Origin of the sequence: Aeromicrobium sp. 50.2.37, from assembly GCF_024655735.1 — a bacterium.
Taxonomy (GTDB): domain Bacteria; phylum Actinomycetota; class Actinomycetes; order Propionibacteriales; family Nocardioidaceae; genus Aeromicrobium.
On sequence record NZ_JANLGG010000014.1, the window covers coordinates 29,808 to 45,310 of the forward strand.

General features: G+C 71.7%; 20 protein-coding genes and 1 tRNA gene. 10 read left to right on the top strand and 11 right to left on the bottom strand.

Going from position 1 to position 15,503, the window contains the following annotated elements; genetic code table 11:
* Nucleotides 1-3 precede the first annotated feature (3 nt).
* Together NUV38_RS09105 and NUV38_RS09110 are read right to left on the bottom strand one after the other, a co-directional pair.
* Complete coding sequence (locus NUV38_RS09105) at nucleotides 4-714, bottom strand: SGNH/GDSL hydrolase family protein (protein ID WP_257728823.1); 711 nt, start codon at nucleotides 712-714, stop codon at nucleotides 4-6.
* Between the two features lie 108 nt (nucleotides 715-822).
* Nucleotides 823-1,287 (bottom strand): tRNA (cytidine(34)-2'-O)-methyltransferase, encoded by a 465-nt coding sequence (locus NUV38_RS09110; protein WP_257728824.1) that lies wholly within the window; start codon nucleotides 1,285-1,287, stop codon nucleotides 823-825.
* Between the two features lie 26 nt (nucleotides 1,288-1,313).
* Here NUV38_RS09110 and NUV38_RS09115 point away from each other — a divergent pair, with 26 nt between their 5' ends.
* Nucleotides 1,314-1,754, top strand: coding sequence for an SRPBCC family protein (locus tag NUV38_RS09115; protein ID WP_257728825.1), 441 nt, complete (start codon nucleotides 1,314-1,316; stop codon nucleotides 1,752-1,754).
* 15 nt (nucleotides 1,755-1,769) lie between these two features.
* Here NUV38_RS09115 and NUV38_RS09120 read toward each other — a convergent pair whose 3' ends face one another.
* The 3 genes from NUV38_RS09120 to bcp all read right to left on the bottom strand — a co-directional run bounded on the left by NUV38_RS09120 (nucleotide 1,770) and on the right by bcp (nucleotide 3,318).
* Complete coding sequence (locus NUV38_RS09120) at nucleotides 1,770-2,669, bottom strand: carbohydrate kinase (RefSeq protein WP_056552197.1); 900 nt, start codon at nucleotides 2,667-2,669, stop codon at nucleotides 1,770-1,772.
* A gap of 55 nt (nucleotides 2,670-2,724) precedes the next feature.
* Nucleotides 2,725-2,806: transfer RNA gene (locus tag NUV38_RS09125), tRNA-Leu, on the bottom strand.
* A 35-nt stretch (nucleotides 2,807-2,841) separates the two neighbouring features.
* Nucleotides 2,842-3,318: a thioredoxin-dependent thiol peroxidase gene (gene bcp, locus NUV38_RS09130; protein WP_257728826.1), complete on the bottom strand. Its 477-nt coding sequence runs from the start codon at nucleotides 3,316-3,318 to the stop codon at nucleotides 2,842-2,844.
* 46 nt (nucleotides 3,319-3,364) lie between these two features.
* On the opposite strand from bcp, the gene NUV38_RS09135 reads away from it, so the two are divergent.
* The 4 genes from NUV38_RS09135 to NUV38_RS09150 all read left to right on the top strand — a co-directional run bounded on the left by NUV38_RS09135 (nucleotide 3,365) and on the right by NUV38_RS09150 (nucleotide 5,780).
* Nucleotides 3,365-3,613 carry a DUF3618 domain-containing protein gene (locus NUV38_RS09135; protein ID WP_055968715.1) on the top strand — a complete coding sequence of 83 codons (249 nt, stop codon included), beginning with the start codon at nucleotides 3,365-3,367 and terminating at the stop codon, nucleotides 3,611-3,613.
* Between the two features lie 2 nt (nucleotides 3,614-3,615).
* The gene (locus NUV38_RS09140; protein ID WP_257728827.1) at nucleotides 3,616-3,963 is read left to right on the top strand and encodes a co-chaperone GroES; all 348 of its coding nucleotides are present in this window, start codon (nucleotides 3,616-3,618) and stop codon (nucleotides 3,961-3,963) included.
* 67 nt (nucleotides 3,964-4,030) lie between these two features.
* Complete coding sequence (locus tag NUV38_RS09145) at nucleotides 4,031-5,152, top strand: aromatic acid exporter family protein (protein ID WP_257728828.1); 1,122 nt, start codon at nucleotides 4,031-4,033, stop codon at nucleotides 5,150-5,152.
* A gap of 460 nt (nucleotides 5,153-5,612) precedes the next feature.
* Nucleotides 5,613-5,780 (top strand): hypothetical protein, encoded by a 168-nt coding sequence (locus tag NUV38_RS09150; RefSeq protein ID WP_257728829.1) that lies wholly within the window; start codon nucleotides 5,613-5,615, stop codon nucleotides 5,778-5,780.
* A gap of 69 nt (nucleotides 5,781-5,849) precedes the next feature.
* Here the strand turns inward: NUV38_RS09150 and NUV38_RS09155 are convergent, their stop codons facing one another.
* The 4 genes from NUV38_RS09155 to dapD form a co-directional block, all read right to left on the bottom strand.
* Complete coding sequence (locus NUV38_RS09155) at nucleotides 5,850-6,725, bottom strand: CoA ester lyase (RefSeq protein WP_257728830.1); 876 nt, start codon at nucleotides 6,723-6,725, stop codon at nucleotides 5,850-5,852.
* Nucleotides 6,722-7,771 (bottom strand): CoA ester lyase, encoded by a 1,050-nt coding sequence (locus tag NUV38_RS09160; protein ID WP_257728831.1) that lies wholly within the window; start codon nucleotides 7,769-7,771, stop codon nucleotides 6,722-6,724. The genes NUV38_RS09155 and NUV38_RS09160 overlap by 4 nt, the downstream gene beginning before the upstream one ends.
* Nucleotides 7,772-7,926: 155 nt before the next feature.
* Complete coding sequence (locus NUV38_RS09165; protein WP_257728832.1) at nucleotides 7,927-8,757, bottom strand: hypothetical protein; 831 nt, start codon at nucleotides 8,755-8,757, stop codon at nucleotides 7,927-7,929.
* Between the two features lie 62 nt (nucleotides 8,758-8,819).
* On the bottom strand, nucleotides 8,820-9,752 hold the full coding sequence (dapD, locus tag NUV38_RS09170) for a 2,3,4,5-tetrahydropyridine-2,6-dicarboxylate N-succinyltransferase (RefSeq protein WP_257728833.1): 933 nt from the start codon (nucleotides 9,750-9,752) through the stop codon (nucleotides 8,820-8,822).
* Between the two features lie 61 nt (nucleotides 9,753-9,813).
* On the opposite strand from dapD, the gene NUV38_RS09175 reads away from it, so the two are divergent.
* From NUV38_RS09175 to NUV38_RS09185, 3 genes are read left to right on the top strand one after another with little or no spacing between them, the layout of a single operon-like run.
* Nucleotides 9,814-10,512, top strand: coding sequence for a VOC family protein (locus NUV38_RS09175; RefSeq protein WP_257728834.1), 699 nt, complete (start codon nucleotides 9,814-9,816; stop codon nucleotides 10,510-10,512).
* Nucleotides 10,509-11,024 carry a helix-hairpin-helix domain-containing protein gene (locus NUV38_RS09180; RefSeq protein ID WP_257728835.1) on the top strand — a complete coding sequence of 172 codons (516 nt, stop codon included), beginning with the start codon at nucleotides 10,509-10,511 and terminating at the stop codon, nucleotides 11,022-11,024. The genes NUV38_RS09175 and NUV38_RS09180 overlap by 4 nt, the downstream gene beginning before the upstream one ends.
* Complete coding sequence (locus NUV38_RS09185; protein WP_257728836.1) at nucleotides 11,021-11,542, top strand: GNAT family N-acetyltransferase; 522 nt, start codon at nucleotides 11,021-11,023, stop codon at nucleotides 11,540-11,542. Before NUV38_RS09180 ends, NUV38_RS09185 begins: the two co-directional genes overlap by 4 nt.
* A gap of 47 nt (nucleotides 11,543-11,589) precedes the next feature.
* On the opposite strand, the gene NUV38_RS09190 is transcribed toward NUV38_RS09185, so the two are convergent.
* Both NUV38_RS09190 and NUV38_RS09195 read right to left on the bottom strand, forming a co-directional pair.
* On the bottom strand, nucleotides 11,590-12,120 hold the full coding sequence (locus tag NUV38_RS09190) for a DinB family protein (RefSeq protein ID WP_257728837.1): 531 nt from the start codon (nucleotides 12,118-12,120) through the stop codon (nucleotides 11,590-11,592).
* An 18-nt stretch (nucleotides 12,121-12,138) separates the two neighbouring features.
* Nucleotides 12,139-12,831, bottom strand: coding sequence for an SDR family oxidoreductase (locus NUV38_RS09195; protein WP_257728838.1), 693 nt, complete (start codon nucleotides 12,829-12,831; stop codon nucleotides 12,139-12,141).
* Between the two features lie 888 nt (nucleotides 12,832-13,719).
* On the opposite strand from NUV38_RS09195, the gene dapE reads away from it, so the two are divergent.
* Both dapE and NUV38_RS09205 read left to right on the top strand, forming a co-directional pair.
* Nucleotides 13,720-14,781, top strand: coding sequence for a succinyl-diaminopimelate desuccinylase (dapE, locus tag NUV38_RS09200; protein ID WP_257728839.1), 1,062 nt, complete (start codon nucleotides 13,720-13,722; stop codon nucleotides 14,779-14,781).
* On the top strand, nucleotides 14,778-15,497 hold the full coding sequence (locus NUV38_RS09205) for a TIGR00730 family Rossman fold protein (RefSeq protein ID WP_257728840.1): 720 nt from the start codon (nucleotides 14,778-14,780) through the stop codon (nucleotides 15,495-15,497). Before dapE ends, NUV38_RS09205 begins: the two co-directional genes overlap by 4 nt.
* Nucleotides 15,498-15,503 lie beyond the last annotated feature (6 nt).

A 15,503-nucleotide genomic window follows, 5' to 3' on the forward strand; every position in this document is an offset into this window, starting at 1 on the left:
GACTCAGCGCGGCGGGCGGCTCGACAGGGCGGCGATCACGACGTCGGCCAGCGCCTTGCTGCCCTCGAGCGTCGGGTGCACGCCGTCGACGGTGCGGCCCGGACGGTCGAGGGTGCCCTTGGTGGCCACGTACTCCAAGCCGTGACGCTTCGCGGCCGTGTGCACGATGGACGTGATCCGGCGCTGCTGCCACGGGTCCAGCGGGCCCCACGGCGGGCCGAGCACCACGATGCGGGTCGTGGGCGGCAGACTCCGGCTGACCACGTCGAAGTAGCGGTTGACGGCCCGCTGGACGGCGGCGTCGGTGGACTCGACCAGGCCGCCCTGGCGGCAGGTGGCCCAGTCGTTGCGACCGCCCTCGACGATGAAGACCGACGGTGCGGGTCCCTCGAAGGCCTCGGGCCGGTCGATGAACCGGTTCCCGCCGCACCGGTGGCCGGGGCGCTGGTACCCGGATCCCGACTGCGCGAAGGTGCGCACCTCGGTGTCGAAGTGACGTCCGACGAGGCTCCACCAGCCCTGCTCGGCGCTGCCTGGGTCGTCGTCGTAGCGCGCGGTGATGGAGTCGCCCACCACGACCATGCCTTGGGGGAAGGGTCCGGTGCCGGGCTCGGTGCCGATGGCACCCTGCCGCCCCGCGGTGACACCGAGGCTGATGAGCAGGGCCAGGGCGACGGTGACCAGCACGCGCCGTCCGTGTCCGTGTCGTGCCATGGTCCCCTGCTGTCCTCCCCGAGAAGAGCACCAGCCTACGTCCGCGGACGGCCAGGAACCGATGGATCCGGAGAAGTCACCGAAACGTCATCGGTGGCCGGCGAGGCGTCAGGAACCACCGGCGAAGCCGTGCTGGCGCCAGGCCTCGTAGACCACGATCGCCGCGCAGTTGGCGAGGTTCATGGACCGACGTGCGGGCAGCATCGGCAGCCGCAGGCGGTCGGTCACGCGAGGGTGGGCGAGCACCTCGTCGGGCAGGCCCGTCGGCTCGGCGCCGAACAGCAGCACGTCGCCAGGCTCGTACGACACGTCGGCGTAGGAGCGCGTGGCCCCGGTCGTGAACGCGAGGACGCGTGCGTCGCCGAGGGCGTCCAGTGCCGTCTCCAGGTCGGCGTGGACGTGGAGGGTCGCCAGGTCGTGGTAGTCGAGCCCGGCGCGCTTCAGCTTCGGCTCGGACAGGTCGAAGCCGAGCGGCTCCACCAGGTGCAGCTCCGCCCCGGTGGCGGCGGCGAGCCGGATCGTGTTCCCGGTGTTGCCGGGGATGCGGGGCTCGTGGAACAGGACGCGGAACATGACGCGCTCACTCTAGGATGTCGGCCATGCCTGAAACCCGCGCCCTCGGTCAGCCCCGTGTCCACGTGACCCACACCTTCCGCTCCGCCCCGGCCGACGTGTTCGCCGCGCTCGGCGAGCACGAGAACCTCGGTCCCCTCTTCGGGGCGAACATCACGCGGCTGCGGGACGGCCACACGTCGCGCAACGGGGTCGGCTCGGCCCGCACGCTCAAGCTCGGACCGCTGCCCGGCTTCGTCGAGACCGTGGTGGTCTCCGAGCCCGACGAGCGCATCGAGTACGAGATCACCCAGGGCAGCCCGCTGAAGGGACACCGGGGCATCCAGGTGCTGACGCCCACCGCCGACGGTGGCACCCACCTGGACTACACGATCCACTTCGACGCCCCGGTGCCCGGCGTGGCCGCCGCCGTGGCGAAGGTGCTGACCCAGAAGATCAACGCGAACCTGCCGAAGCTCGTCCCCTGAGCCTCGGCGCCGAGCTCAGAGCTCGTGCTCCCACGGAGGCTGGGCGCCGGCGCGGCCGACCACGAACGCGGAGCAGCGTGACGCGAGGTCGGTGACGCTGCGCCACAGCGTGAGGTCGGAGGCGTGCAGGCGCGTGCTGCCGGCCGCACCGTCGAGCCCGTCGTCCTTGAGGCCCGCGATGAGGCCCGACATGAAGGCGTCGCCGGCGCCGACGGTGTCGACCACGTGGGAGGCCTGCGCCCTCGAGGCGATGGAGCCGCGGTGCGTGTACGTGCGCGCACCCCGGGCACCCATCGTCATGACGACGGCCGCCGGTCCGGCCGCCAGCCAGCTGCGGGCGGTGTCGGCGGGGTCGCTGTGCGGCTCGAGCCAGGCGAGATCCTCGTCGCTGACCTTGACCACGTCGCACAGCGGCAGCAGGGACTCCATCCGGTCCAGTGCCTCGGCGCGGCTCGGCAGGAGCGACGGACGGACGTTGGGGTCGAAGGTGACGGTGCACATGGGCGCGAGCCGACGCAGGGCGTCCTCGACGTCGTCGGCGCCCGGCTCCAGGAACGCGGCGATCGAGCCCGTGTGGACGATGTCGGGGACCTCCTCGGCCCAGATGCGGCCCGGGTCCCAGCAGATGTCGAAGTCGTAGCTCGCGCTGCCGTCCTCGGCCAGCGTGGCGACGGCGGTGGAGGTGCGCTCCAGCTCCTTGAGCCCGGGCATGAGGCGCACGCCCGACTCCGCGAGGTGCATGCGCACGAGCGCCCCCAGGTCGTCCGTGGCCAGGCTCGTGGCGAGCACCGGGGTGACGCCGAGGCGTCCGAGCCCGACCGCCACGTTGGCGGGGCTGCCGCCGGGATGCTCGGTGCGCGACCCGTCGGGGCGTTCGACGATGTCGACGAGGGCTTCACCGATGACCAGGACCATGGCCACAGTCTGCCGTGACCCGGGTCCGCCGCACGGCGTGGCCGCGGGGAGCGGGTGCCGGTGACAGGACTCGAACCTGCACGCCCTGGGGCACAGGAACCTAAATCCTGCGTGTCTACCAGTTCCACCACACCGGCGAGTGCGCCCCCAGCCTAGGCCAGGGGGTTCGGGGTCAGGCGGCGTCGAGCCCGAGGTCGCGGCGCAGCTTGGCCACGTGACCCGTGGCCTTCACGTTGTACTGGGCCACCTCGACGGCGCCGTCCTCGCCGACCACGACCGTGGAGCGGATGACGCCCTCGACGACCTTGCCGTAGAGCTTCTTCTCGCCGAAGGCGCCCCACGCGGTCATGACCGAGCGGTCGACGTCGGAGAGCAGCGTGATGGTGAGCCCGTCGCGCTCCCGGAACTTCGCCAGCTTCTCGGGCTTGTCCGGGCTGATGCCGACGACGGTGTAGCCCTCGGCCTGCAGGTCGTCGAGCGCCCCGGAGAAGTCGGTGGCCTGCTTCGTGCACCCCGGTGTCATGGCCGCCGGGTAGAAGTACACGATCACCTTGCCGCCGCGCAGGCTCGACAGCGAGACCTCCTGGCCCGTGTCGTCGGGGAGGGTGAAGTCGGGTGCGGTGTCACCGGGCTGCAGTCGCGTCGTCATGGCCCCTATCCTTGCAAGACCAGTCCGCACCGACGAGAGGCGCCACGTGGGCACGTCACAGACCGATGAGCTGGTCGACGAGATCGAGCAGATCCGCGAGCGGCTCGCCGACACCGTCGACGCCCTGGTCGACCGCACGAACCCCAAGAACATCGCGCGGCGCAGCCTGGCCGACGTGAAGGCGAAGTTCGTGGGCCCGGACGGCTCGGTCCGCTACGAGACCGTGGTGCCCGTGGTGCTCGGCGTCGTGGGCTCCGTGGCGGCGATCGTCGTGCTGCGCCGGGTGCTCGGCTGACCATGCCCGGCACCGAGGGAGCGCGGGACGACGGCGGCAAGCTCGCCATCCGGATGCTGCACGACCGCCTGCTCGTCTCGATCGACGAGGAGGCGGGGGAGCGGCGCTCCGGTGGTGGCATCCTGATCCCGGCCACCGCGACGATGGGCAAGCGGCTGGCGTGGGCCAAGGTCGAGGCGGTCGGCGCACACGTCCGGGCCGTCGAGGTCGGCGACCGGGTGCTCTTCGATCCCGAGGAGCGCGCCGAGGTCGAGGTGCGGGGCGAGAGCTTCGTGCTGCTGCGCGAGCGCGACCTGCACGCGGTCGCGTCGGAGCGCATCGAGGAGGGCCAGACCGGCCTGTACCTGTGAGCGGCGCGGGCACGGTGGGGACGAGTGGTGTCGTAGGTGGGGCCGGACGTGGGGGAGCGGAGGATCGATGAGCGGCACGGGTCGTGACGTCCCCCTGCGCCGCATCCGTCTGCGCCGCAGCGAGGAGACGTTCCTCGACCGCCTCCTGCTGCTGCGCCGTCGCTGGCGACTGATGCTCCGCCTGGGGATCGCGACCGCGGCCGCGTTCCTCATCGCCACCCAGGTGTTCGGGCACCAGCAGGCGTTCTTCGCCCCGATCGCCGCGGTCGTCGTCATCACCGCGGGCGGTGGTCTGCGCGGTCGCACCCTCGTCGAGGTCGTCGTCGGTGTGGCGCTCGGGGTGCTCGTGGGCGAGCTCATCATCCTGACGATCGGACGCGGGCCGGCGCAGATGGCGCTCGTCGTCCTGCTCACGGTCGTCGCGGCCACGCTGACCGGCATCCGGGGCCTGGCCCTGACGCAGGCCGCCAACTCCGCCGTGCTGCTGGCGGCCGTCGTGCCCGCGGCCGGAGCGGGCAACCCTGCACTGACCCGCTTCCTCGACGCGCTGATCGGTGGCCTGTGCGGCATGGCCATGGTCCTGCTGCTGCCCCGCAACCCGGTGCGCGACATCGATGCGGAGGTGCAGCGTCTGCTGCGTCAGCTGGCCTCGGTGCTGCGGGGGACCGCGCGGTCCCTGCGTGAGCGTGACCCCGGCGTGGCCGACGAGGCGCTCGAGCGGGCCCGCGGCATGCAGGGCAGCATCGACTCCCTCGACGCGACGGCACGCAACGTCAGCGAGATCGCCCGCATGTCGCCCATGCGCTGGCGACAGCGCGAGCACCTGGCGCTCTACGTCGGAGCCGTCCGCGACTTCGACAACGCCATCCGTGACTCCCGGGTGCTCGCACGGCGGGTCAGCGCGATGCTGCGCCATGACGAGGTCGGCCCGGACGCCCTCGAGCAGTCCGTCGAGGCCCTCGCCGAGGCCGTCGACGTCATCGCCGACGACCTGTCCTCGCTCGACGACTTCGCCGGCGCCCGCGACCAGCTCGTCGAGGCCGCCCGCACCGCCGTCGCGGCGCTGCCGGACACGATGACGCTCAACACGGCAGCCATCACGGCCCAGGTTCGGTCCATCGCCGCCGACCTGATGTTCGTCTGCGGCGCGAGCCGCGACGAGATCGACGCCGCACTCGACTTCGAGTGACGCGGCGCTCGAGGTCGGCGGGACACGCGCCCGCGGACGGTGGCGCTCGGCGGCCCGGGTGCGCTACGGTGACGACACCAGACCGCCTGAGGAGGTGAGCCGCAATGAACCAGACCACGACACCGATCGCCTTCGATCACACGTCCCGTGGTGCCGCGTTCGCCGGCTCCCCCGTCCTCGGCGCAGTCTCCGTCTAGCCAGATCCGTCACGTCAGCATCGCTGACCGACACCCTGGCTTCGAGCCGCTCAGGACACCACGTCCAGGGCGGCTCTTCTCGTCTGCCCACCCACGATCCCATCCCTTCGACCACACCCGACCATCTCGCAGAAAGGAGGCGCGCAATGAACCAGCACCAGAACACCGACACCTTGCCCGCAGACACCCCGACGACCGACCAGATCGCCACGGCCCCGACCAGGACCGACCGCGACGGAATCCCTGGAGAGGGGGTGAACGCGATGGCACGGAACCCCCTTCGCCCCGGTGCACGCCGCAAGCGCGCCTGGGACGAGATGTCGGAGACCGACCGACAGGTCCTGCTGGAGAGCGTCCGGCAGCGCCGCGAGGCGCAGGCCGTGAAGGACGCGCACCAGCTGCAGGTGCTGAGCCAGCGGTCCTACCGCTGAGCAGTCCTGCTGGACCGACCGCGCGAGGGCCCCGTCCACCGGACGGGGCCCTCGTCGCGTCGGGCCGGGTCAGCGACCCGCGAGCGCCTCGTGGAAGGCGAGGATGCGTCGCGCATCGCGCACGTGCAGCTCCTCGACCATCTTGCCGTTGAACGTCACGACGCCCTGGCCCGCGGCCTTGGCCTCCTCGAACGTCTCGATGAGGCCGGTCGCCCGCTCGACGTCGTCGTCCGACGGCGCGAAGATCGTGTTGGCCGGGTCCACCTGCGAGGGGTGGATGAGGGTCTTGCCGTCGAAGCCCATCTCGCGACCCTGGCGGGCCTCGGCCTCGAAGCCCTCCGGATCCTTGACCGCGTTGTAGACGCCGTCGATGATCACCTTGCCGGCGGCGCGCACCGCCAGGAGCGTCCACGCCAGCGACGTGAGCACGGTGGCGTTGCGTCCCGGGACGTGCAGGCCGTAGGTCTCGTTCACGATGTCGTTCGTCCCCATGACGACGACGGTGAGGCGCTCGTGCGCGGCCGCGATCTCCTCGGCGTGCAGGAGGGCCCGCGGGGTCTCGATCATGGCCCACAGCTGGGTGTGCTCCGGGGCGCCGTGCTGCTCGAGCGCCGCGACGAGCGCCCGCACCTGCTCGGCCGACTCGACCTTGGGCACGAGCACGGCGTCGGGTCCGGCTGCCGCGGCGGCGCGGACGTCGTCGTCGTGCCACTCGGTGCCGATGGAGTTCACGCGGATCGCGAGCTCGCGATGGCCGTACGCGCCGGACTGGACGGCCGCGCACACGTTCTCACGCCCCTGCACCTTGGCGTCGGGTGCGACGGAGTCCTCGAGGTCGAGGATCAGCGCGTCGGCGTCGATCGTCTTGGCCTTCTCCAGGGCGCGCTCGTTCGCACCCGGCATGTAGAGGACGGAGCGGCGGGGGCGGATGGCGGGAGTGCTCACAGGTCGTACAGCTCCTTCAGCTCGGGGTCGCGGTCGGCCAGCTCACGGGCGAGGTCGAGCATCACGAGGCACTGCTTGCAGGACGCGTCGTCCTCCATCTTGCCGTCGATCATCACGGCACCGGAGCCGTCGCCCATCGCCTCGACGACCTTCTTGGCGTGCGCCACGTCCTCGGCGCTCGGCGAGAACACCGCCTTGGCGATGTCGATCTGCACGGGGTGCAGGCTCCACGCCCCGACACAGCCCAGCAGGAACGCGTTGCGGAACTGGTCCTCGCAGGCCACGACGTCCTTGATGTCACCGAACGGTCCGTAGAACGGGAGGATGTCGTTCGCGGCACAGGCGTCGACCATGCGCGCGATGGTGTAGTGCCAGAGGTCCTGCTGGTACGTCGTGCGGCCCTCGGTGAGGTCCTCGCCCGTGGGGTCCTGGCGCACCAGGTAGCCCGGGTGGCCGCCACCCACGCGCGTGGTCTTCATGCGGCGGCTCGCCGCGAGGTCGGCCGGGCCGAGGCTGATGCCCTGCATGCGCGGGCTGGCGGCGGCGATCTCCTCGACGTTCGTCACGCCGAGCGCGGTCTCGAGGATCGCGTGCACGAGCAACGGCTTCTGCACGTTCCCCTTCGCCTCGAGCTGGGCGAGCAGACGGTCGACGTAGTGGATGTCCTGGGCGCCCTCGACCTTGGGCACCATGATGACGTCGAGCTTGTCGCCGATCTCGGTGACCAGCGTCGTCAGGTCGTCGAGGACCCAGGGGGAGTCGAGGCTGTTGACGCGCACCCACAGCTGCGTGTCGCCGAAGTCGGTGGCCTTCGCGATGTCGACGAGACCCTGGCGTGCGGCCTCCTTCTTCTCGGTCTTGATCGCGTCCTCGAGGTTGCCGAGGATGATGTCGACCTTCGAGGCGATGTCGGGGACCTTCGCCGCCATCTTCTCGTTGCTCGGGTCGAAGAAGTGGATCATCCGGCTCGGACGGAACGGCACCTCGGCGAGCGGAGCGGGAGCTCCGACGGCGAGCGGACGGAGGAATGCACGGGGGTTGCGCACGCGGGTCTCTTCCTGCAGACGTCGGGACTGCCCGACAGTATGGCCGGGACTCGTGACCCGTGAGTAGGGCGGGTCTCACACCCTTGGTCCCCGAGCCTGTCGACGAGCACACCGCCGGTGTCGTTCGCCGCCCGTAGCCCGGCACCCCCGCCGGGTCAGCGGACGGACATGACCACACGGTCGTCGCGGGCGCCCTCGTCGGCGACCCAGCCGTCCGGCGAGGACGCAGCGGTCCAGCGCAGCCCGTCGAAGGAGACCGAGGCGACCTGCAGGTCGGCCGCGTTGGCCACCAGGTAGTGCGCCAGGGCCCACCCCCGCGCCCGCACGTCGGCGGCGTCGCCGTCGAGGCGGTACGTGAGTGCGTCCTCGGCGTCGTCGGTGCTGCGGGGGATCTCCCCGAACGCCTTGTCCACGTCGGCCGCCACGGTCCGCACCGAACCGCCGCCGACCGCGTTGACCTGGCAGGTGAACGCGGCGGGGCTGTAGCCCCGGAGGGCGGAGGCGAGGGCACGGGCGTAGTCCTCGTGCTGGGCGTAGGCGCCCGGGAACGCCGAGCGCTGCACCTCCTGCGCCGCGACCGTGATCTCCAGCGACGTGTAGTCGTCGACCTTCACGAGGCCGTCGTAGAACTTCCCGATGGCGTAGTGCGGGTCGAGGATCTGCTCGACCGTGCCCCACCCCTGCGACGGACGTTGCTGGAACAGACCCACGGAGTCCCGGTCGCCGAAGTCGATGTTGCGGACCTTGGACTCCTGGAAGGCGGTCGCGATCGCGATCGTGGTGGCGCGTGGGGGAAGCCCGCGGTTCTGCGCCGTCGCGGCCATGAGGGCCGACCAGCGCGCCTGTTCCACGTCCACCTGCGCACGCGTCTCGCCCACCCGCGCCACGCAGTACTCGGTGCGCAGCGGCGTGCGATCGGTCACGACGACCGCCACCAGGACACCGGCCACGAGGACGGCGCCCAGGAGGACCCAGCGCAGCTTCACGTCGTCAGCCTAGGCAGACGACGTGAATCCGACCGGGCGCCTGGCCCCTGGTCGGGCTGGAGTCAGTTGGCGTGCAGGTCGGAGTTCAGCTCGATGCCGCGTCGCTCGCCACGGGGCCGCGCCTCGATCTGACCGGTCTCGCTGTTGGTGAGGAACAGCAGGTTGTCCTGCCCGCTCAGCTCCGCTGCCTTCACCACGGAGCCGTCCGGCGTGCGCACCTTGGTGCCCGCCGTGACGTAGCACCCGGCGGCCACCACGCAGTCGTCGCCGAGCGAGATCCCGATGCCGGAGTTGGCCCCGAGCAGGCTGTTGCGGCCGATCGAGATCACCTCGGTGCCACCACCCGAGAGCGTGCCCATGATGCTCGCGCCGCCTCCGACGTCGGTGCCGTCGCCCACGACGACACCGGCCGAGATGCGGCCCTCGACCATGGCGTGGCCCAGCGTTCCAGCGTTGAAGTTCACGAAGCCCTCGTGCATGACGGTCGTGCCCTCGGCCAGGTGCGCGCCGAGGCGCACGCGGTCGGCGTCGCCGATGCGCACACCGGAGGGGATCACGTAGTCGGTCATCCGGGGGAACTTGTCGATGCTGGTCACGTTGGCCGTGAGGCCGGCGGCGCGGGCGCGGGCGCGGGTGTGCTCGAACCCGGCGACCGCGCACGGACCGATGGTGGTCCAGACGACGTTCGTGAGCAGCCCGAACTGGCCGTCGAGGTTGACCCCGTGCGGCTGGACGAGACGGTGCGAGAGCAGGTGCAGGCGCAGCCACACGTCGTAGACGTCGGCGGGCGGGGCCGAGAGGTCCGGCGCGACCACGTGCACCACGGCCTTGCGGACCTGGCGCACCGGGTCCTCACCGGTGAGTGCCGTGAGCTCCTCGGGCTCCGGGTCGTGCCCGGGGGCGCCGAGCCGGGGCTCGGGGAACCAGACGTCGAGGACGTCGGCATCCTCGGTGAGGGTGGCCAGGCCGTATCCGTACGCGCTCTGCTCGCTCATGGCCCTCAACCTACCGATCCGTCGTTGGCGCCGGTCGGTGAGTGGACCTAGCGTGGACCGCATGGCGCTGGTGACCTACAAAGACCTCTGCATCGACGTGAACGACCTGCACGCGTCCGCGGCCTTCTGGGCCGAGACGCTGGGTCTTCGCGTGGTGCCCGACGAGGGTGCGGCGGGGGAGCAGGGCGAGGTGCACCTCGAGGGACCCACCCCTCGGCACACCGTGTGGCCCTGCGTCGTGCCCGAGCGGAAGTCGGTCAAGGACCGGGTGCACCTGGACGTACACGCCGCCGCGCCGCTGCTGCCCGGGACCACGCGGCTCAGCGCCGAGGGCGAGTTCCCGTGGGCGGTCGTCGCCGGCCCCGAGGGCGACGAGATCTGCACGTTCGTCCGCGACGACGTCCCCGACTACCGGCTCTACGAGCTGTGCGTCGACGTCGCCGACCACCGCGCCGCGGCGGCCTGGTGGCAGGGCGTGTGGGGTGGCACGGTCGGCAGCGAGGAGGAGCAGGGCTTCAGCTGGCTGGAGGACGTCCCGGGCATGCCGTTCGAGGGCATCGTGTTCTGTGAGGTGCCGGAGCCCAAGACGGTCAAGAACCGGCTCCACTGGGACGTCACGCTCGTCCCTGGCGCGGGCGTCGCCGACCTCGAGGCCCTCGACGCCACCGTGCTGCGCCGACCCGACGGCGAGGTGGCCTGGACGGTCATGGCCGACCCCGACGGCAACGAGTTCTGCGTGTTCGACGAGGACGCTGCGTGACGTCCCGGGCGCAGCTGCGCAAGGCGGCCCTCGCGCAGGAGGGCGCCGAGCAGGTCGAGGTCGGCCCCACACGGGGCTGGGCGGTCGCGGGCACGGTGTTCGCCGCCCTCGCCGACGACGGGCGCGCGGCGCTCTCGCTCGGGATCGAGCCGCGCACCCGCATGGCCGGTGAGCTGCCCGGCGTGCAGACCACCTCGTCGGGCGTCCTGGTCGACCTGACCGCGATCGACGGGATGGCGCTCAACTACTGGGTCCACGAGGCGTGGCGGCACTGCGCACCGGCCGGTGCCGTCGACGCGTCCGTGCACGCGGCGAGGGCTGCTGCCGAGGGCGACGACGACTTCGGCGCGATCGGTGCCCCGGCACGGCGTGCGCTCCACGGCGCCGGCATCGGCTCGCTCGACGAGCTGGCTGCTCGCGATCGCGACGAGGTGGCCGCGCTGCACGGCATCGGCCCGCGCGCGGTGGCGACCCTGGCCGAGGCGCTCGCCGAGCGAGGCGCCACGTGGTGAGCGTGCTGCGGGTCCCCGACCCCGCGGACGCCGAGGTCCTCGCCGACCTGTGGGCGACCAACCGCGAGCACCTCGACCCCTGGAGCCCCGAGCGCAAGGCCGACTTCTACACCGTCGAGGGCCAGCTCGACCTCCTCGAGAGGCGACTCGAGGCCATGGTCCAGGGCCGGGGCGCGTACTTCGTCGTGCTCGACGGCGACCGGGTGGTCGGAGAGATCAACCTCAACGACCTGGTGCGCGGCGCCTTCCAGAACGCCCACGTCGGCTACTGGCTGGCCGCCGACGTGCAGGGGCGAGGGTTGATGACCCGCGCGGTCGAGGAGATCACCACCCACGCGTTCGACGTCCTGGAGCTGCATCGGCTGCAGGCCGCCACGCTGGCCCACAACGAGCGCTCCCAGGCCGTGCTCCGGCGTGCCGGATTCGAGTCGTTCGGACGCGCGCCGCGCTACCTCAAGATCGGCGGGCAGTGGCAGGACCACGTCCTGTTCCACCGCTTCACGCCGCACGACGTCTGAGCCCGACGAGTGGGCCGACGACGACCGCGCGTCACGGTGGGGAGGACCTACGGAGTGCGTCGCTGGGCCACGCCGACCACGAACGCGACCTGGCCCAGGTGCTGCAGGGTGTCGCCCAGCACGCTCACGAGGCGCGCCGACGCGGTGACGGGCGGGTCCCAGCGCTCGTCGACCACCCGGGCCAGCTCGGTCGTGTCGAGCGTCCGGAGGTATCGACGCGTGAGCGCGTGGACGTCCGCGTGGTACGCGTCGACCAGCTCGGAGGGAGGTCGGACCGAGAGCACCTGCTCGAGGTCGTGGCCGTACCCGATGTCACCGTGCTCGATGCCGTCGCCGATGTGCGGAGCGAACCGCTCGGCCCAGGTGTCCCACGCCTGCGGCACGTCCGCCAGGGCGGCCACGTGGTCGTCCTGCACGCGGGCGAGGTGCCAGAGCAGCCAGACGGGCGTGTTGGCGCCGTCGTCGACCTGGAACGTCGCGGTGGACTCGTCGAGGTCGGCGCACTGCTGCTCCACGAGCTCGCGGACGCGTCCGAACGCGTCGTCCAGGAGGTCGGTCGTGACGGGGTCGAGGCTCATGTCCACGACGCTACTGCGTCACCGCACGACCAGCCCGTCGCGCCGGTCCCACACGACCTCGATCGCCTTGTCGTCGCCGACCGCGCGCAGCACGGCGTCGACGACGTCGGCAGCCGGCAGTGGTTCCGGCAGGCGCGGCGGCTCACCGGAGAGCGCGTGGGACGCGAGGTCGGTGTCGAGGTGCGGCGGACGCACGTCGACGATGCGCGTGCTCCGCCGGTGCTCGCGGCGCGCGACGGTGAGCCACGCCGAGAGCGCCGCCTTCGCCGCGGAGTAGTCGGCCATGCCGGCCGTAGGAGTGTCGGCCAGGATCGCGGACAGCACGACCGCGACGCCACCGTCGAGGTGGGGGAGTGCGGCACGCACGACGCCGGTGGCCCCCAGCGTGTTCACGGCGAACAGCTCCTCGACCACGGCAGGGTCGGCGTCCACCGCCGGACCGAACGCCGGGACGCCGGTGGCCACGACCAGGAGGTCGAGCCCGCCGAGCGCGTCGACGGCCTGCGACACCGTCGCCGACGCACGCTCGACGTCGACGACGTCGAGCACGAACGTGGGGGCGCCGAGCTCCTCACCGATCGCCGCCAGCCGATCGGCGTCACGCCCCGTGACCGCCAGCGAGACGCCGGCCTCGTGGAGGGCGCGGGCGATGCCGCCGCCGAGGGCGCCGGTGGCGCCGATGACCAGGGCGCGGGCGTCGGTGAGCTCCATGCTCGGGACGCTACCCACGCCCGGGGGAGCCGCAACGTGAGTCGCCGTGCTCTCAGGTGGCTGGGTCTGTCCTCGCTGCTGCGTCGCTGCTGCTGGGTCTCGGCCTGCGGCTGCGTCGCTGCTGCTGGGTCTCGGCCTGCGGCTGCGTAGCCCCGGCTGTGCGCGTTCTTGCTGCTGCGTCGCTGTGGCTGCGAGGCGGGTCGGTCTGCGAAAGGGCCTCGACCGGCGGACGGGTCCGGGCTTGGTCGGGCTCTCGGAGCGTGGCTCCGGGGGACGCAGGATTCTGCGTTCGTGCGTGAGGGGGTGAAGGATGCTGTGTTCGCGCCCGGATCCCGTCGTGAACGCAGCATCGTTCGGGCTTCGGCACGCGAAGGCAGAATCCTGCGTCCGCACGGGAGAGTCGCGCGTTGAGTGGGGTAGGGATTCTCCCTTTGCGCGGACCGTTCCACGGAGAGGGAGAATCCCTGCCCGTACGGGGCCAAAGTCGTCGCCACGGTGCTTCCTTCGCGAGGGACGGTCGACGCGAAGGGCGAATCGTGCGTGGATTCCGCGCAGTTGGAGAATCGTGGCCGCGCCCCGCAGACCCACCCGGGCCCAGACCCCCGCTCCGGTCGAGGCACTTTCGGAGAACGACCCCACTCGGCGTCACAGCGACGCAGCAGCGAGTGGAAGCCCAGCCACAGCAACGCAGCAGCACGAGAACGCCAGCCACAGCGCCGCAGCAGCGAGTGAAGGCTCAGCCACAGCGCCGCAGCAGCGAGTGAAGGCTCAGCCACAGCGACGCAGCACCACATGCGAGGTCACCGCACCCGCCGCACCGGACGACACATCCGTCTCGCCCGGGCCGGGTGACGGGAACCCGGGGGAGCGAGACCTAGAGTGGGCGCCATGGCCGTCCTCGACCCCTCGCGCGACGTCGTCCGGCTGACGGTCGACCTGTGCGACATCGCCTCGGAGAGCCTCCAGGAGGCGGAGATCGCCGACGCCGTCGCCGCGGTGCTCGAGGCAGCCCCGCACCTCACCGTCGTGCGCGACGGCCACACGCTCGTGGCGCGCACCGACCTCGGCCGGGAGGAGCGGGTCGTCATCGCGGGGCACCTCGACACCGTCCCGGCGAACGGGAACTTCCCGACCCGTCTCGACGGAGACACCCTCTGGGGCCTCGGCACCTGCGACATGAAGGGTGGCGTGGCGGTCGCGCTGCGGCTCGCCGCCGGTCTGCCCGACCCGAACCGCGACGTCACGTACGTCTTCTACGACGCCGAGGAGATCGCCGCGAAGTACAACGGCCTCGGCCGCGTCGCCCGGGAGCGCCCCGAGCTGCTCGAGGGTGACTTCGCGATCCTCATGGAGCCGTCGGTCGCCTCGGTCGAGGCCGGCTGCCAGGGCACGATCCGCGTCGACGTCGTCACCCGTGGCGAGCGCGCCCACTCGGCGCGCTCCTGGATGGGGCACAACGCCATCCACGACGCCGCCGAGCTGCTCGTCCGGCTGCGCGACTACGAGCCACGCCGGGTCGTCATCGACGGGCTCGAGTACCGCGAGGGCCTCAACGCCGTCGGCATCAGCGGGGGCGTCTCCGGCAACGTGGTGCCCGACCTGGCCACCGTCACGGTCAACTACCGCTTCGCCCCCGACCTCAGCGAGGACGACGCGCTGGCCCACCTCACGGAGGTGTTCGAGGGCTTCGAGCTCACGGTCACCGACTCCGCCCCCGGCGCCATGCCCGGTCTCGACCACCCGGCGGCAGCCGCGTTCGTCGCTGCGGTCGGCGCGGAGCCCCGCCCCAAGTTCGGCTGGACCGACGTCGCCCAGTTCACGCAGCTCGGGATCCCCGCGGTCAACTTCGGACCCGGTGACCCGATCTACGCCCACAAGCAGGACGAACACGTCCCCGTCGCGCACCTGCGCACCGTCGAGGACGCCCTCAGGAGATGGCTGACCGCATGAGCTACCAGAAGGGTCCGGTGCGTCTGCGCCGCGATCGCATCCCCACCAGCACCACCGACCAGCGTCTGCTCGACTCGCGCGGACCGACGGACTGGGTGCACACCGACCCGTGGCGCGTGCTGCGCATCCAGGCCGAGTTCGTGGAGGGCTTCGGGGCCCTCTCCGAGCTGGGACCGGCCGTGTCGGTGTTCGGCTCGGCCCGCACCAAGCCCGACGACCCGATGTACGAGAAGGCCCGCGAGGTCGCCGAGAAGCTCTGCCAGCGCGGGTACGCCGTCATCACCGGTGGTGGTCCGGGCGCCATGGAGGCGGCCAACCGTGGCGCCAGCGACTGCGGTGGCGTCTCGGTGGGTCTTGGCATCGAGCTCCCGCACGAGCAGGGACTCAACGAGTGGGTCGACCTGGGCATCAACTTCCGCTACTTCTTCGTGCGCAAGACGATGTTCGTCAAGTACTCACAGGGCTACATCGTCATGCCGGGCGGCTTCGGCACCCTCGACGAGCTGTTCGAGGCGCTGACCCTCTCCCAGACGGGCAAGATCACGACGTTCCCGATCGTGCTCTTCGGCACCGCGTACTGGCAGGGCCTCATCGACTGGCTCCGCGACACGATGCTGCCCGACGGCAAGATCAACGAGGCCGACCTCGACCTCGTGCTGCTCACCGACGACGTCGACGAGGCGGTCGCCCACTTCGACGCCGTCACCTCCGCGTAGCGCCGT

Excerpts from the sequence above, each read along its gene's own strand:
- NUV38_RS09105 (WP_257728823.1), bottom strand. The coding sequence starts at position 714 with ATGGCACGACACGGACACGGACGGCGCGTGCTGGTCACCGTCGCCCTG.
- NUV38_RS09110 (WP_257728824.1), bottom strand. The coding sequence starts at position 1,287 with ATGTTCCGCGTCCTGTTCCACGAGCCCCGCATCCCCGGCAACACCGGG.
- NUV38_RS09115 (WP_257728825.1), top strand. The coding sequence starts at position 1,314 with ATGCCTGAAACCCGCGCCCTCGGTCAGCCCCGTGTCCACGTGACCCAC.
- NUV38_RS09120 (WP_056552197.1), bottom strand. The coding sequence starts at position 2,669 with ATGGTCCTGGTCATCGGTGAAGCCCTCGTCGACATCGTCGAACGCCCC.
- bcp (WP_257728826.1), bottom strand. The coding sequence starts at position 3,318 with ATGACGACGCGACTGCAGCCCGGTGACACCGCACCCGACTTCACCCTC.
- NUV38_RS09140 (WP_257728827.1), top strand. The coding sequence starts at position 3,616 with ATGCCCGGCACCGAGGGAGCGCGGGACGACGGCGGCAAGCTCGCCATC.
- NUV38_RS09145 (WP_257728828.1), top strand. The coding sequence starts at position 4,031 with ATGAGCGGCACGGGTCGTGACGTCCCCCTGCGCCGCATCCGTCTGCGC.
- NUV38_RS09150 (WP_257728829.1), top strand. The coding sequence starts at position 5,613 with ATGGCACGGAACCCCCTTCGCCCCGGTGCACGCCGCAAGCGCGCCTGG.
- dapD (WP_257728833.1), bottom strand. The coding sequence starts at position 9,752 with ATGAGCGAGCAGAGCGCGTACGGATACGGCCTGGCCACCCTCACCGAG.
- NUV38_RS09175 (WP_257728834.1), top strand. The coding sequence starts at position 9,814 with ATGGCGCTGGTGACCTACAAAGACCTCTGCATCGACGTGAACGACCTG.
- NUV38_RS09190 (WP_257728837.1), bottom strand. The coding sequence starts at position 12,120 with ATGAGCCTCGACCCCGTCACGACCGACCTCCTGGACGACGCGTTCGGA.
- NUV38_RS09195 (WP_257728838.1), bottom strand. The coding sequence starts at position 12,831 with ATGGAGCTCACCGACGCCCGCGCCCTGGTCATCGGCGCCACCGGCGCC.
- dapE (WP_257728839.1), top strand. The coding sequence starts at position 13,720 with ATGGCCGTCCTCGACCCCTCGCGCGACGTCGTCCGGCTGACGGTCGAC.
- NUV38_RS09205 (WP_257728840.1), top strand. The coding sequence starts at position 14,778 with ATGAGCTACCAGAAGGGTCCGGTGCGTCTGCGCCGCGATCGCATCCCC.